We start from the raw sequence: 15,792 nt of genomic DNA on the forward strand, positions 1-15,792 counted from the left end.
CAGGAAGGGAGGGTAATTAGGATGAATAGGGCAGTTACAAGAGCTGATGTTGCAAGAGCAGCGGGTGTGTCGGTTGCTTCAGTAAGCCGCGCAGTAAATAATTCAGGTTACGTCAAAATAGAGGTTAAGGAGCGAATCTTGGAGGTGGCAAGAAACTTGGGTTATAACCCTAACCCGATCGCATTGTCGTTGCTTACCCAAAGGACAAAGCAACTCATTCTCTATCAAAATGAAATAACTGCGTCGTACAACCTTCAGTTTTTCAATGGGGCAACTAGGGCGGCTTATAAGCGAGGATATTCGATATTTCTCGACGTTAATTGTGACTTTGATAAAATAAGGAGGCATTTGGTTGATGGGGTTATGTTTTCATTGGATGATATAGCTGAAAAATATATCAATACAGTTGGATTTAATTATCATTTACCAATTGTTGTTGCTTCAAATGATGCGAATTTCGCATTTTCTCATCCTGTTCATAAGGTCATTATTGATAATCACAAGGTAGTCAATATAGCAATTGATTATCTTATAGAAAAAGGGCATCGAAGAATTGGGATAGTTATACCAGAGAGGGGAAAGCACGGCGAAATACGATACCTTATATGGAAAGGAAGAATGAAACAAATTAAACGAGATTTTGGAATAGATATGAACTTAGAAGAACTCGTTGTACGAGCGGAAATTGATGATACAGACAATGTGAATATTAGTCACCCTGACCCGCCACTCATAATACAACCTTCGGATGATAATTTTACAAATTATTCGTCCTTCAATATCGGTAGAAGAGCAGCAAAGAAATACTTGGAAAGTAAAAATCCAGCAACGGTGTTGTTGTGTTTTAACGATGACTTGGCTTATGGTTTTATCCGAGGTGTGGAAAAGAGTGGTTTGCGTGTACCCGAGGACATTTCAATTATGGGTATAGATGGTATTTATTTACGAGATTGGCTTGATAAAAAGGTGACGACGGTATCGATCGCTCCAGAAAAACTCGGCACTCTTGTCACAGATGTTTTAATAGATATTTTGGAGAACAAAAATCCAAAGTATATGAATTGGACGACGCCAAAGGTACTGGAAGGTGATACGGTCAAAGCGATTGGTGTTCGACTACAACATTCCAGAAAACATTCATAATCATTGATGTATGTACTTGGGTACATATTTCTAATATTTGACAGTATTGCATAAAAAAGTTAAAGTATTGGTGTGAGCTATATACAGATTTACTGTATTAAAACCAAAGGAATGGTTTACTAAATTTAGTGGAGGGAATTTTATGAAAATCAAAAAGATTTTGGCGCTTTGTATGGTTCTTGTAGTAATGCTTACCACCGTAGCATGCAAAAATGACACGAAAGCAGAGCCGACGAAGGCTCCGAGTTCCGCAACGAACACACCTGGCAAATCTACTACAACAGATCCGCTTGGCGATCCATCTGGCGTACTTACACCCGACAAGGATACAACACTGACGGTGTGGATGATGACTGCTGAACAGGCACCTGCACCTGACAACAAGATCACTAAATTGCTCAAAGATAAATTGGGTGTAACACTCAAATATGAAATAGTTACTCCGGACAACGCTGACCAAAAAATCGGCGTTATGTTGGCAGGAGGTAAATATCCTGACCTGATTGGCACAACGGACTTAAAGATGCGTCTTTTGGAAGGCGGTGCACTGATTAAACTGGATGATCTCCTTGCCTCCGGCAATTATCCGAATATTAAAGCACATGTAGATCCATATATGGGTAAGATGAGCTATAGTGGGTCAGCGGTAGATAAGGGACTATACATAATCCCGAATTATAATCGTTTTTATGGTGATATTACCGGCGGTACATACTGGGGTACAGCATTCTGGATTCAGAAGGCTGTTCTTAAGGATGCTGGATATCCAGACATTACCAATATGACGCTTGAAAAATATTTCAAACTGATTGAGGATTATAAGGCAAAATATCCAAAAATTGATGGACAGAAGACGGTAGGCTTTGAAGTTCTTGCCTCTACAGGAAGAGAGTGGGGTATGACAAATCCTCCGAACTTCCTTGCAGGTAATCCAAACAACGGCGGCGTTATTGTCGATAGCAATAATCAAGCGTCGATTTATGCTGACAAGCCGATTGCACACGACTATTTCAAGATTTTAAATGCTGAGTATGCAAAGGGTATAGTAGACCCTGAATCTTTTACAGAGAATTTTGACCAATATACTGCAAAAATTGCTACAGGCACTGTGCTTGGTATGCATGACCAGTATTGGAACTTCCAGACTGCAACACAGGCTTTGCAAGGTGCTGGCAAGGATGAACGTACATATGTCCCGCTTATGCCGGTATATTCTGGTGCGAAGCCATACTATTCAGATCGTGATGTTATGAATACGAATCAGGGATTCGGTGTATCAGTATCCAGCAAACAGCCTGAGGCTGCCCTTAAATTCGTAGATTTGATGCTGAGCGAGCCTTGGCAGAAGGTTTTATCATGGGGTATTGAAGGAGAAGACTATTTAGTTGATAGCAAGGGCATGTTTTACCGTAATGAGCAGCAGCGTGTGAATTACAAGGATTTAACTTGGCGTGCCAGCAACCGTTTAGTTGCGTTACTCGATTTGTTGCCGAAGCACAATGGACAGTTTACCGATGGTAATGCCTACAGCCCGGATGACCAACCTAAGGAATTCTACGATACATTAACTAATTACGATAAGGATTTCATGAAAGCCTATAACAAGCAGACATGGCGTCAGTTCGTAAACACACCGCCTGAAAACCCAGTGTATTATCCATGTTGGAATATCACACTGAGTGACGATGCCAATCAGGTTAACCAACAGATTACTGATACGGCCGTGCAGTATGTTCCAAAAGCAATTACGGGTTCAACAGATCAATTCGAAAGCAACTGGACCAAATATGTTAATGCTATTAAAAAAATAGATGTAAAGGTATATGAAGATTCAATAAACAAAGGCATTCAGGAGCGTCTTAAAAACTGGAAGTAATCACTGAATTTTTGCAAGATTATGGGGGGAGCCAAGGCCCCCCCATTTTGTGGGAGGTGCCAGATTGGATAAAAAAAGAAAAAAAAGCGTGTGGTCTACCATCTTGTCCCAGAAAGTCTTGCTCTTCATGAGTATACCGTTACTTCTATATCAAATTTTGTTCAAATATGTACCGATATATGGGTGGGCTATCGCATTTCAGAACTTTAAGCCGGGGCGCGGTCTGTGGCATCAGAAATGGGTTGGATTTGACAATTTTAAGAAGTTATTTACGGGTGTTATGGGTGAGCGATTCACACGGGCCATTGTAAACACACTGGGGCAGAGCATACTGACATTGGCCCTTGGTACGATATTTGCGATTCTGCTTTCACTGATGCTGAATGAGGTAAAAAACGTGGCATTCAAGCGCGTTCTTCAAAATATTACATATATGCCACACTTTCTTAGCTGGATTATTGTGGCAGGTATTGTTTCGGTTGCACTCTCTGCACCAAGTTCTGGTGGATTTATCAACTCGTTGCTCATGTCATTACATATTGTGAAAGAGCCGATCAAGTTCCTTTCGAACCCCAACTATTTTTGGGGCATCGCTGCAGGTAGTAATTTGTGGAAGGAATTGGGCTGGAATACCATCTTGTATTTAGCGGCTATGACAGCCATAGACCCGACACTTTACGAAGCGGCAGTAATGGATGGTGCAGGTCGCTTTAGAAAGATATGGAATATTACGCTTCCGGGCATTCGACCAACCATCGTCATACTGTTGATTATGTCTACTGGTTACATTTTAGAGGCAGGGTTTGAAATTCCATATTTCTTAGGCAACGGGCTAGTAGTAGAAAAAGCAGAAACAATCGATGTATTTGTTATGCGGTATGGCTATCAGATGGGAAATTACAGTTTGGCTGTTGTGGCTGGTGTGTTTAAGACAGTTGTAGCCATCATTATAGTTGGGCTGGCCAACTTTATAGCCGGGCGGCTAGGTGAAGAAACACTGGTTTAAGGAGGCGAACAAGTGAAGATTAAGAGATGGAAACTAGGGAACATTATATTCACAATATTAAATACAGGCATCTTATTATTGTTGTCTGCGTTAATGATATATCCACTGCTGAACACACTGGCGATCTCCTTTAATGATGGACTGGATGCGGTAAAAGGTGGAATTCAAATATGGCCCAGAATGTTCACGCTAAAGAATTATGAAGTCGTCTTTCATATGTATACGATTTATGATGCATTTTTTATTAGCGTGTCAAAGACGATTGTTATTGTACTCACGAATGTCTTTTTTACATCGATGTTGGCATATGCACTTAGTCGGAAAGAGTTTTTTTTAAGAAAACCAATTACGATTATATTCGTGATAACAATGTACTTTAACGCTGGTCTTATCCCGAACTATTTATTGATAAAGGATTTACATATGTTGAATACATTTCAAGCATATTGGGTACCGAATATTATCAGTGTTTTCAACCTTATCGTTATACGAACATATATGAAGTCTATCCCCGAATCGCTTATGGAGTCTGCCAAAATTGATGGTGCGGGACATTTCCGTATATGGTGGCGTATCGTTATGCCACTGTGCAAGCCAACGCTTGCGGTTATTGCACTCTTCGTAGCGGTAGGTAGTTGGAATAGTTGGATTGATACGCTTCTGTATAACTCAGGAGACCAAAAGCTGTCCACGCTTCAATACGAGTTGCAGAGACTACTGGCAAGTGCTATGAACGCAGGAACGAATCAAGGCGGTATGGCAGGCGCAGCGGCAGTAGCCGGACAAGGCGGTCAGGTAACAACACCACTGGCTTTACGTGCAGCGATTACTGTTGTGTCCGCTGTACCAATTTTATGTGTATATCCATTTTTGCAACGGTACTTTGTCAGTGGTTTGACGATCGGCGGAGTAAAAGAGTAATTTGTTTTTACAAGACAAGGCACCTGAATATCCGGAAAGGACAGAGTATAAAAATTATGCCCTGTTCTTTCTTTTGCGTAACATTAACGGATTTTCGGAGGCTGATCAGGATTATGTAATTTTATGTGAACTCAAAAAGGAGATTGAGAAGAATGAATAACGGTGCTTTTTATACTGGAGTATATCAGAATTTATTATCAGATATAGAAATAACAGAGGAACAAATTGAAAAAAGAATTACTCAGGTCTTTGAAACATTATTCTTCGATCCACAGGAAAAGATATATTTTGAAATGGGTGAAGACAAAGGATATATGCTTGATACAGGCAATATTGATGCCAGATCCGAGGGAATGAGTTACGGAATGATGATGGCAGTTCAGATGAACCAAAAAGATATCTTTGATCGTCTGTGGTTATTTTCGAAGACCTTTATGTATCAGAGCTGTGGAAAGTATGAAGGATATTTTGCCTGGTCAGTAGCGCCGGATGGGAAAAAGAATGCACAAGGTCCGGCTCCGGATGGTGAAGAATATTTTGCTATGGCACTATTTTTTGCAAGTGAACGCTGGGGTGATGGTGCTGCACCTTTTGATTATAGTGTACAGGGGAGAGATATATTGAAGCATTGCATTCACCAATCAGAGTTAGTATTAGAGGGAAGTCCTATGTGGGATCCGGGTAACCATTATATAAAATTTGTTCCGGAAGCGCCTTTTTCCGATCCGTCCTATCATCTGCCGCATTTTTATGAGCTTTTTGCCTTAAGGGCGAATGAAGAAGACAGAGCTTTTTGGAAGAAAGCAGCAGAAGAAAGTCGTAAGTATCTGGAGCTTGCCTGTCATCCGATTACTGGTATGGCCTCCGAGTATGCAGAATTTGATGGTACACCAAAGCGTTTATTCCATGACGGGCAGTTTTATTCTGACGCCTATCGTGTGGCTATGAATATAGGTCTTGATGCATCCTGGTTTCATGTCGATGCAGCTTTGGGCGATATTATTGACAAATTACAATCGTTTTTTAGTGATAATACAAAATACGGCCAATATTCTAATTATCTAATCGATGGAAGAGCTCTAGACCAGCCAGCATTGCATCCAGTAGCAGTTATTGCAACGAACGCTGCAGGATCACTGGCAGCTACAGGTAAATATCGTCTGGAGTGGGTAAAGGAGTTTTGGAATACACCTCTTCGCAAAGGAGAGCGTAGATATTATGATAATTGCTTGTACTTTTTCTGTCTGCTCATGTTAGCCGGAAAGTATAAGATATACTAAATCAATAATTTGTTTAACATTAAGAAAATGCCAATCAAGAATATGGTGTAATCTCTTTAAAATATAATTAAGGGGGACGTTTCAGTGGCTATTGTTAAAGTGAGATTTCAATCGTCGTACTTGAAGCGTAGCGTAAGCTTTAGTGCTATCATTCCAACGATTAAGATGGAGCATACTGAGGAAGATACTGTTTTACAAAGCAGTGGTTTTAAAACGTTGTATATGCTCCATGGGTATAGTGGTGATTGTAATGATTACCTCTGTGGGCCAGAAATGCAGGAATTATCGGTTAAGTATAATTTAGCATGTATTTTCCCAAGTGGTGAAAATTCCTTCTATCTTGAGGATATTGATAAGGGTGAGAATTTCAGTGCTTTTATAGGCAAAGAACTTGTAGAGGTAACAAGAAGTATGTTCCGCTTATCAAGTAGAGCAGAAGACACCTTTATTGGGGGTATTTCCATGGGTGGATATGGAGCAATGATTAATGGGCTACGATACTCTGATACATTCTCTAAAATAATTAGCTTATCAGGTGCTTATATTGAGATAAATATTGCCGACAAGGGTGACTTTATACCGGATCAGGTATCGGATGCGAAATATCAGAAAAGAATTTTCCAGGATCCTAAGGCGCTTAGATTTACCACTAAGGATCCAAGATATTGCATGGAAGTTCTAAAAACATCAATGAAAAAGTTTCCTGATATCTATTTTGTATGTGGTAAAGATGATTTTCTCATTGAATCAAACAGGAAGCTCCATAACTTTATGATAGCGAATGATGTTGAGCATTATTATGAGGAGGGTGAAGGGGTTCATGACTGGGTTTATTGGGAAAAGCATTTAGAGGTTTCGATAATATGGGCAATTAAGTAACACTGCAAACACATGCTATTAATTATATACTGACATGAAATGGGAGGAAGAAGATTATGAAAAAACAAGCATTTAATCCTTATTTACCATCCTGGGAATATGTACCGGATGGAGAGCCTCATGTGTATGATGGTAGAGTATATGTGTATGGATCTCATGATCTATATAATGGTCATGTATTCTGTCTTGGAGATTATGTAGGTTGGTCAGCACCGGTTGATGATCTAAGTGATTGGAGATACGAAGGTGTAATCTATCCAAAGACCTCTGACCCATTAAATAAGGAAGGAAAAATGTGTCTATATGCACCAGATTTGGTTCAGGGATTTGATGGAAAATATTATTTGTATTATGTGCTAGATAAGGTGTCTGTAGTCTCGGTTGCTGTTTGTGACAGACCAAATGGTAGATTCGAATTTTATGGTTATGTGCATTATGAGGATGGCACCCGATTGGGAGAGAGGCAGGGCGACCAGCCCCAGTTTGATCCGGCTGTACTGCTTGAGGGAGATAAGGTCTATCTATATACTGGATTCTGCGAGAAGGAGGACGTTTCAAGAAATGGAGCAATGGCAACAATACTTGGGATGGATATGCTAACTATAATAGAAGCTCCAATTTTTGTAGTACCGAGTGCACCTTACAGTGATGAAAGTGGATTTGAAGGACATGAGTTTTTTGAAGCATCTTCCATTCGCAAAATGGGAGATACTTATTATTTTATTTATTCTTCTATTGCCATGCATGAATTATGCTATGCTACAAGTAAAAGCCCGACAAAAGATTTTGTCTATCGCGGAGTGATTATAAGTAACTGTGATTTACATATTGATAGCTATAAACCTGCGACAAAGCCTATGGCATATGGTGCCAACAATCATGGAAGCATAATTGAAATAAATGGGGAATGGTATGTTTTTTACCATCGACATACAAATGGAACCTGGTACAGTAGACAAGGGTGTGCAGAGCTGTTGACGATACTGCCGGATGGAACAATTCCACAGGTTGAGTTGACATCCTGCGGTCTAAATCATGATCCGCTTAGAGGAGAAGGAGAATATTATGGATATCTTGCATGTAATCTTTTTACCAAAGAGGAGTCAATCTATGTGGGTAGCGGTTGCTTTCCTAAGATTATGCAGGATGGACGAGATGGGGATGAAGAACCGGGATATATTGGGAATATAACTGATTCAACAACGATAGGTTTTAAGTATTTTGAGTGTCAGGGTGTGAAGAGAATTAAAATTAAAGTTCGTGGATATGCAAACGGGACATTTGAGTTGAAAACAGCGTGGGATGGGCCGGTATTCGCACAACTCCCGGTAAACTATACCAATGTCTGGGAAGAATATGCTTCGGATTTAGAGATAGAAGATGGAGTTCATTCGATTTATTTTACTTATACCGGAGGAGGTAATGCGAGTTTACTTTCTTTTACTCTAGAAACTTAACGGAAAGTTGTTGCAGCCAACCCTATCATTCCTGCCCGGCGAACCTGCAATAACAGGAGAAACTCGCGTAGCGAGTTTCATCCAGTTACAGATTTTTGGGTACAGATCAAATTTAATTACGAAATCGATTAGTGACCTGACATCATTGCAGCATTTGGCTGATTTCCTTCGCCATCTTTTTGCATTTTCGGTCTCTTCAAAGTCCAAGCGATTAGCCAGCCGAGTATAGCGATTCCTGCTGCAAGTAGAAAAGTATCTCCAAATGAACTTACCATTGCATTTAATTTAGCATTGATATCTGCTGGGTCTTTTATTGTACTCATGTAATGAGTTGATCTAGAGGTTAAGAAACTTATCATACCTGCTACAGCAAAGGAAACCATTATCTGTTGCATTGCTGATGTAAGTGGTGTTACACGATTTACGAGTTCACGAGGTGCTGACTGTAATACGTGTGTGTTTAATGCCATCATTGTTGTTCCCATGCCAAGACCCATTGAAATTTGGCATAAGATGAAGAAAGTTTTGCTACTATCTATACTTAAGTTTGAAAGCGTAAAAAGCGTTCCAGTAACAATGGCAAGACCTACAATTGCCAAAGGTCGAGCTCCAAATTTGTCATAAAGTTTTCCGCTAATCGGCATCATTAGCCCAGAAGCAATTGCTTGTGGGAAGATAACAAGTCCGGTTTCTAGTGGTGTAAAGCCTTTAATTGTCTGTAAAAACAATGGAATAATTAAAAACATTCCCAAAAGAGCAATTTGCATTAGCCAGGTTGTGACAGCTCCGAGTGCAAAACCAGGTGACTTAAATACCCTTAATTCCAAAATTGGATTTGTATGACGCAGTTCGACAATCACAAATAAAATCAATGCAAGTCCGCCGACGATAAGACCTAATAAGGTGCTTTTTTCGCTCCAACCTTTAGAACTTTCACTCACTCCATAAGCAAGCATGGAAAACGCAATCGGAGCTAAAATCATGCCTAAAATATCAAGGTTTGGTGCTGGTTTGCGATCGAAATGTGGCAAGAATTTAACTGCAAATAATACAGCAATTATCCCTACTGGAACATTTACCAAGAAAATCCAATGCCAAGTTTGATATTCAACAAAATAACCAGCAAGTAAAGGGCCAAGAGCTGGTCCAAGTAGCATAGGAATACCAATCATGCCCATTAAGGCACCAACTTTATCAGCTGGTGCAATACGGAATACCATTGCAATGCCAATAGGTGCAACCATACCGCCACCCAAGCCTTGAATTACTCGAAATACGATTAATAGCTCTGGGGTATTCGCAAACGAGCAAAGAAGCGAGCCTAAGGTGAAGAATATAATGGAGATGATAAAAATTTTTTTGGCTCCAAAATGATCCATCATCCACCCTGCCAATGGTATCACCGCTGCTACCGCTAATGTGTACCCAGTAATTGTCCATTGCATGGTCGAAATTGAAGCGTGTAAATCTTTTGTTAAGGTATTCATAGCGACATTCACGACAGTACTATCCAAAATAACCATGAACATGCCAAATATCACAGCAGTTAGTTGTAAAAATGCTTTTTTCATAGAAAATTCTTGTGTATTCATCAAATGTTTTCTCCGTTTTTTAGTTGATATTGTGATGGTTAGATTAACATGTATTTATTTTCTCTTTACGAACCCATGAGTACTAAGATCGTTACTTTAATATAGTGATTTTTATTGTATTCGCTGAGATTATTGCATGTTTACCCATTTTTAATCCAGTAATATTGCTTGCTAAAACCTCCTTTAAGTTTGTGATTGTGTTAACTTAGTTATACATGTTTTTATGAATTTCTTGACAAATAAGTATTGCAATGATAACATCGGTTTAAACTAATGTCAACAATTTAGTTTAAACTGATATTAAAGATTTAGTTTAAACCGAGCTTGGGATTTTGTTTTCCAAATTGAAAATAAAGATATGGAGGAATATGGTATGCCACTGTCAATTACTTGTGATGAAAAAATCTGTTTGATTCACCATGTTTTTTCTCTCTATGTAAAACACGGCATTGAAGGAATCTCAATGGACGAAGTTGCGAAACAAGTTAAAATAAGTAAAGCAACTATATATAAGTATTTTAAGAGTAAAGAAGATATTATACGTGAGATTATAAATGAACGAATCGCTCATTTGAATGCAGTACAATTTACAACAGACCACGGTATCAATGGGATTCTTGAATGCTTATCGAATATGTATTTTGAGGGAGTTATTACAGGAGCATATTCTAGTTCCAAATTTATAATGCACTTAGAGAGTAAATTTCCAAATATTCTATCTGATTATATGATAGCTCTTGACTTCGCACAAAAACGGTTTGAGTGCTTTTATGATAGTGCTGTTCAAAAAGGTTACTGTAAACAAGTTTCCATCCACCTTATTTGCGCACAGGTAAAAATGATGTTGCCAGGTATTATAAAGCTTAAGGAGTCGGACAGTAATAATACCGCGATTCCCTCAGCCATTAAGGAATATTATAAGCTTCTGCTGTACCAGTTGCTAAGTATAGAATATATGGATATCATAAATCAAGACAGTACATATGTATTTGTGGATGAATTGGTTGAATTATTAAAGAGTAGATTTTTGATTGACTAATGCTTCTTTTATCGTATCTAATTGCTAAGTTTAATGGAACTATTTCATGGGTCAAGAACGATGAGGAGATTCCATGAAATATCATTTGAAAACTCATGGCAAATGAAGTATTATGAGAGAATATGTGTAGGATAATATGCATTTCTACAATAAATATTGATATTTTGGAGTAAAAGAAATATGAGTGCAAGGTTGAAAGAGCCTTTTGATTATAATAGTAAAGAAGAATTTCAAGTAAAGTTAGGTGATTGGATAGGCGATGTTTTTTATGATATCCTTCCGGAACATGGGTATGAAGTTAGAGAGGAACAAATATTTACGGCTTTTCAACTAGCAGATGCGATTTGTGATAAAAAAGTCCACTTAGCGGAAGCAGGTCTTGGTACAGGTAAAACAATTGCTTACTTACTATCAGCAATTGCCTATGCTCGCTTTAGTGGGAAACCGGTAGTGATAGCCTGTGCCACCACAGCACTTCAAGAACAACTTGCTGGAGATGGGGGAGATATTAAGAAGCTTTCAAGGCTTCTTGGATTAGAGATCGATGCACGAATGGCAAAGGATCCACGTCAGTATATCTGCGATGTACGAGTGAATGAAAATAATGAAGATTTTAATACGATGTCAGGTGAGATTAATCAATGGATAACCAATACAAATACAGGGGAACGTTCAGAAATGCCGACCATTCCGGATCGTGTATGGAATCTGATTGGGTGGAACGATTCAATGGCTTGTGATATCTGTGATAACCGTGGCTTTTGCAAACTAGTTAAGGCAAGGGAACAATATCGAACTACGAGTGATATCCTGATTGTGGATCATGATATTTATTTTCAGGATTTATGGACACGCAAGGATAGAATAATGGATGGGAAATTGCCTATACTACCAAGTTATTCGGCGGTTATTTTCGATGAGGGACATAAAATATTGATTCCTGCTGCAATGCAGGCAGGGCATTTTATTTATAGGGAAGAAATAGACACTATGATTCTCGCGTTTGAACAGATACAGGGTGCGAGGGCTTCATTAAGTCTGGCAACGAGTGCCATAGAACAGGCTTCTGGTGATTTTTTCGCATATTTAGAAAGCTCCGTCTTAGCAGCCGAAGGTTCAATACGACTATCTATTCGTATGAATGATACTTTACTGAAAGCGGCGAATACCTTTCATAAAGCATTAGATCACTTCCTTCTTGAGCTGCAAATTGAACAAGAACTATATACGGAGTCTTTACCACCTAGTCAAATACAAGCATATGAAGGTCAAATTGAAAGAGCCATAAGTGCGCTAGACAGATTCTGTAGAAATAGAAGTAAAGATACGATTTCTTGGGTTGATCAACGGGATAGTAGTTTCTGGGTAGTTCCGAGGGATTTAAATAGAATGCTTGACCAGGATTTATTTCAGATGGCAATGCCGGTGGTGTTTACTTCGGCCACGTTAAGTAACGAAGGTGATTTTAGCTATTTTATACGATCGCTTGGGTTAAATAAGCCCTCCAAATCGACTGTTGGAAGTCCTTTTGATCTAGAAAAGCAAGTGGTTGTCTATTTAACCCAATCCTCGAATCGGATTGAAGATCGATTTACCCAAGGGATTGAAGAATTAGTAACTTTCCTAAATCAAAATGGGGGACGAGCTCTCGTACTTACCAATTCACTGCAACAGGTACGAAAAATCAGAAGGAGACTAAAAAGATACCAGCTATCTTTCGAGGTTTTATGCGAAGATGAAGGGGATCCGGGTTATCTTGTTCAAAAGTTTCGAGAAGTAGAGAATTCGGTATTAATTGGTGCAAATTTTTGGGAAGGAATTGATGTGCCTGGTGGGGCACTTTCATTGCTTGTTATATGGCAGCTACCGTTTCCTTCTCTAGATCCTTTTATTGAAGTGCAACGGAAAGAGGCAAGTGAAAAAGGGCTCGATCCTGTCATCACAGTAGATTACCCTGAAATGGGGCTTAAATTAAAACAAGGTTGTGGAAGACTAATTAGAACACAGGATGACAAAGGCGCGATCGTTATATTGGATAACGTAATAGGAGCCCCGTGGGAAAAAGTGGTTATGGGTGCGTTACCTTCTGGAGCCAGTATTAGACAAATTGATAACGAATAATGTGTAAGCAACTTTTAGAAGAGAGATCGATTCCCTTTCTTTTTTGCATTTATTGATGTATAATTGTTTAAGTTTTTTAAGCTTTTTGTTTTATTTTAGTGAATAGTGTTCTTGTGCCAATGGCATGATAAAATCACAATATTTCTCAACATACATGGAGGATAAGAATGAAAAATAGCATTGTAATAGGTGTTTCGGGAGGTTCCGCGTCAGGAAAAACAACGGTAGCCAATCGAATTAAAGAAGAGTGTAAAGATAGTGTGGTATTGCTCAGCCACGATTTTTATTATATTCCACATGATCATTTGTCGATTGATGAAAGAGCAAAAATAAACTATGATCATCCAAATGCGTTTGAAACAGAACGATTAGTAAATGATATTAGACAGTTAAAACAATTAACAGCGATAGATCGTCCGGTTTATTCCTATACAGAGCATACTAGGCTTGCAGAAACAGTTAAGGTAAATCCGGCTAAAGTAATCATCGTAGAAGGATTTATGATTTATGAGAATGCGGAACTAAGAGATCTTATGGATATTAAGATATTTGTAGATACTGACGCAGATGAAAGATTGATGAGACGTATTATAAGAGACGTAAACGAGCGTGGAAGAAGTTTAGAATCAGTGATTGACCAGTACACCAATACTGTTAAGCCAATGCATGAACAATTTGTTGAACCATACAAGAAATATGCTGATATTATTATTCCTCGGGGTGGTATGAATGATATTGCGATCGATATGCTCATTCACCGGATAAAAGCGATTGAAGCGGAAGAATAGCAAAAGATTCAAGGTTCATTTATTTTCATAAATACGGGTTGTATATAAGAAGCCATCAAACCATTGTTGTATAATGGTTTGATGGCTTTTCACGTAACTCATTTTTATTATTGCTCCTTAAACTTATCCTTAGTCGCATTCAGTTCGTCCTTATCGTGATAGGAACCTGCACGTATCACAGCGTTAATCGTATGAAGATTTTGAACGCTCTCTATGGGATTTGCATCTAAAAGTACTAAATCTGCATTCTTGCCAACTTCTACGGTACCCATATCGTCCAAACGTCCCAAAAACTCAGCTCCGTTTAGGGTTGTCATTTGGAGAACATGAAGGGGTGAAATGCCCGCTTTTTCAAGTTCATCAAATTCTTGATGAATGGCGTTGCCTTCACTTCCATCCGTACCAGCCAATAGCTTAACACCTTTTGAATCATAGATCTTTAATAATTTATAATAGAGATCATAGAGCTTCTGCGCAGTGGTTTCGCCACTACCGCTGAATAAGCCGGAATGCATGCGTACCATAGTCGGGCATTGCCATGTATTGTTCTCGACATATACATCAGCAAGCTCTTTTGCCTTTTCATCGCTAAAAGTGTTGATGATATGTGTTAGTTGAGTTTCATCTTTCGCACCGCCTGAGGTCTTCGTGCCCCATTTGATAAATTGCTCGTTTGCAAAATCTTGAAAGCCCTTAATCTTCATGAGTTGAACGAATATTGGATTTTCAGTTATCTGAGAGGGAACCCCTGTTGCTTGTGCTCTCAAGTTCTTTTCGTCTGTAGAGCAGGAAATCAGAGCCCCGTTGTTGATACCAAAGTGTTCCACGCTGTGGAAACCATTTTTTGAGACCTCTTTCAAGTCCATATCGGAAAGCACATGTCCCTCCACCGGAATATTAAACTTATTGGCCTCAGCTTGAACGGCATTAAATACATCCGGTGAAATACCACCTATTTTTATAAAGTCGACCCCTTCTTTTTGCTGCTGGCGGACAAATTTAACGCCAACCTCGGGTGTGGGAGCATTCATTGGAGTTAAAATACCGATGGGCATTGTTAGTAGTGCCGGTTCGTTCGTAGAGCTGGTAAAGGCACCGGATCTCCATTCCCCTAGAAGTTCAGGCGAGCCGCTCATTTGTCTGAATCCGGTTACGCCGTTGGCAAGTAGAAGAGCCATTGATTCCTGGGTGTTCTCCTCTCCAATTACATGCATATGCATATTCAGATACCCGGGAACCACATACTTTCCGGTGGCATCAATGATCTTTGTGTCGTTGTCTGTTTTGACCGTGCCAGCAGGTTCAATATCCTTGATTTTTCCATTGTCGCAAAGAATGCTCATATTGGTAGTTAGTTTACCAGTCCGCGTATCCACAATAGTTAAGTTATTCAGCAAAAGCTGATAGGAAGCGCTGGGCTGCTCCAATTTCTGTGGAGTGTAAGGTTGAATATTTGTGGAAGGCTGGCCTGCAAACAGACCAACCCATGCAACAACAATCGCTAATATCCAATATAGCGGAATTCTCCATCCACGCCAGATTTTCGTACATCTTAGGTAAATGAGCGATCCAACACAGGTGGCCAGAATCAGATAAGCAAACCAGCGCTCCTTGCTACTAATCATCAACACTAGAACTATGCCGAATAAAAGCACTAATAGTAGTGCAAAACCGATTGTTTTAAGAACTT

The 15,792-nt window shown here is 39.3% G+C and carries 12 protein-coding genes; 10 read left to right on the forward strand and 2 right to left on the reverse strand.

All coding sequences use genetic code 11. The features are described from left to right. Nucleotides 1–21: 21 nt before the first annotated feature. From AC6IWN_RS01975 to AC6IWN_RS02005, 7 genes are all read left to right on the forward strand, one after another. Nucleotides 22–1,143 carry a LacI family DNA-binding transcriptional regulator gene (locus AC6IWN_RS01975; RefSeq protein ID WP_497990543.1) on the forward strand — a complete coding sequence of 374 codons (1,122 nt, stop codon included), beginning with the start codon at nt 22–24 and terminating at the stop codon, nt 1,141–1,143. 142 nt (nt 1,144–1,285) lie between these two features. Then, on the forward strand, nt 1,286–3,019 hold the full coding sequence (locus tag AC6IWN_RS01980) for an extracellular solute-binding protein (protein WP_497990545.1): 1,734 nt from the start codon (nt 1,286–1,288) through the stop codon (nt 3,017–3,019). Nucleotides 3,020–3,083: 64 nt separating this feature from the next. Then, a complete protein-coding gene (locus AC6IWN_RS01985; protein ID WP_497990547.1) occupies nt 3,084–4,025 on the forward strand; it encodes an ABC transporter permease in 942 nt (313 codons plus the stop codon). 12 nt (nt 4,026–4,037) lie between these two features. After that, nucleotides 4,038–4,946, forward strand: coding sequence for a carbohydrate ABC transporter permease (locus AC6IWN_RS01990; RefSeq protein WP_497990549.1), 909 nt, complete (start codon nt 4,038–4,040; stop codon nt 4,944–4,946). Between the two features lie 152 nt (nt 4,947–5,098). Then, nucleotides 5,099–6,226, forward strand: coding sequence for a family 8 glycosyl hydrolase (locus tag AC6IWN_RS01995; protein WP_497990551.1), 1,128 nt, complete (start codon nt 5,099–5,101; stop codon nt 6,224–6,226). Between the two features lie 84 nt (nt 6,227–6,310). Continuing rightward, entirely contained in the window at nt 6,311–7,105 is a 795-nt protein-coding gene (locus AC6IWN_RS02000; RefSeq protein ID WP_497990553.1) for an alpha/beta hydrolase, read from the forward strand. Between the two features lie 56 nt (nt 7,106–7,161). Then, nucleotides 7,162–8,562, forward strand: a complete 1,401-nt coding sequence (locus tag AC6IWN_RS02005) for a family 43 glycosylhydrolase (protein ID WP_497990555.1) — start codon at nt 7,162–7,164, stop codon at nt 8,560–8,562. 128 nt (nt 8,563–8,690) lie between these two features. Here the strand turns inward: AC6IWN_RS02005 and AC6IWN_RS02010 are convergent, their stop codons facing one another. Next, nucleotides 8,691–10,154 (reverse strand): DHA2 family efflux MFS transporter permease subunit, encoded by a 1,464-nt coding sequence (locus tag AC6IWN_RS02010; RefSeq protein WP_497990557.1) that lies wholly within the window; start codon nt 10,152–10,154, stop codon nt 8,691–8,693. 373 nt (nt 10,155–10,527) lie between these two features. Here AC6IWN_RS02010 and AC6IWN_RS02015 point away from each other — a divergent pair, with 373 nt between their 5' ends. The 3 genes from AC6IWN_RS02015 (at nt 10,528) to udk (ending at nt 14,102) form a co-directional block, all read left to right on the forward strand. Then, complete coding sequence (locus tag AC6IWN_RS02015; RefSeq protein WP_497990559.1) at nt 10,528–11,193, forward strand: TetR/AcrR family transcriptional regulator; 666 nt, start codon at nt 10,528–10,530, stop codon at nt 11,191–11,193. Nucleotides 11,194–11,373: 180 nt separating this feature from the next. Further along, entirely contained in the window at nt 11,374–13,314 is a 1,941-nt protein-coding gene (locus AC6IWN_RS02020) for an ATP-dependent DNA helicase (protein WP_497990561.1), read from the forward strand. Between the two features lie 167 nt (nt 13,315–13,481). Beyond that, nucleotides 13,482–14,102, forward strand: coding sequence for a uridine kinase (gene udk, locus AC6IWN_RS02025; protein WP_497990563.1), 621 nt, complete (start codon nt 13,482–13,484; stop codon nt 14,100–14,102). A gap of 107 nt (nt 14,103–14,209) precedes the next feature. Here udk and AC6IWN_RS02030 read toward each other — a convergent pair whose 3' ends face one another. Continuing rightward, on the reverse strand, nt 14,210–15,478 hold the full coding sequence (locus AC6IWN_RS02030; protein WP_497990565.1) for an amidohydrolase family protein: 1,269 nt from the start codon (nt 15,476–15,478) through the stop codon (nt 14,210–14,212). Nucleotides 15,479–15,792: the final 314 nt, after the last annotated feature.

The organism is Variimorphobacter sp. HTMS_6 (assembly GCF_059717775.1).

Excerpts from the sequence above, each read along its gene's own strand:
- AC6IWN_RS02020 (WP_497990561.1), top strand. The coding sequence starts at position 11,374 with ATGAGTGCAAGGTTGAAAGAGCCTTTTGATTATAATAGTAAAGAAGAA.
- AC6IWN_RS02005 (WP_497990555.1), top strand. The coding sequence starts at position 7,162 with ATGAAAAAACAAGCATTTAATCCTTATTTACCATCCTGGGAATATGTA.
- AC6IWN_RS02010 (WP_497990557.1), bottom strand. The coding sequence starts at position 10,154 with ATGAATACACAAGAATTTTCTATGAAAAAAGCATTTTTACAACTAACT.
- AC6IWN_RS01975 (WP_497990543.1), top strand. The coding sequence starts at position 22 with ATGAATAGGGCAGTTACAAGAGCTGATGTTGCAAGAGCAGCGGGTGTG.
- AC6IWN_RS01995 (WP_497990551.1), top strand. The coding sequence starts at position 5,099 with ATGAATAACGGTGCTTTTTATACTGGAGTATATCAGAATTTATTATCA.
- AC6IWN_RS02015 (WP_497990559.1), top strand. The coding sequence starts at position 10,528 with ATGCCACTGTCAATTACTTGTGATGAAAAAATCTGTTTGATTCACCAT.
- udk (WP_497990563.1), top strand. The coding sequence starts at position 13,482 with ATGAAAAATAGCATTGTAATAGGTGTTTCGGGAGGTTCCGCGTCAGGA.
- AC6IWN_RS01980 (WP_497990545.1), top strand. The coding sequence starts at position 1,286 with ATGAAAATCAAAAAGATTTTGGCGCTTTGTATGGTTCTTGTAGTAATG.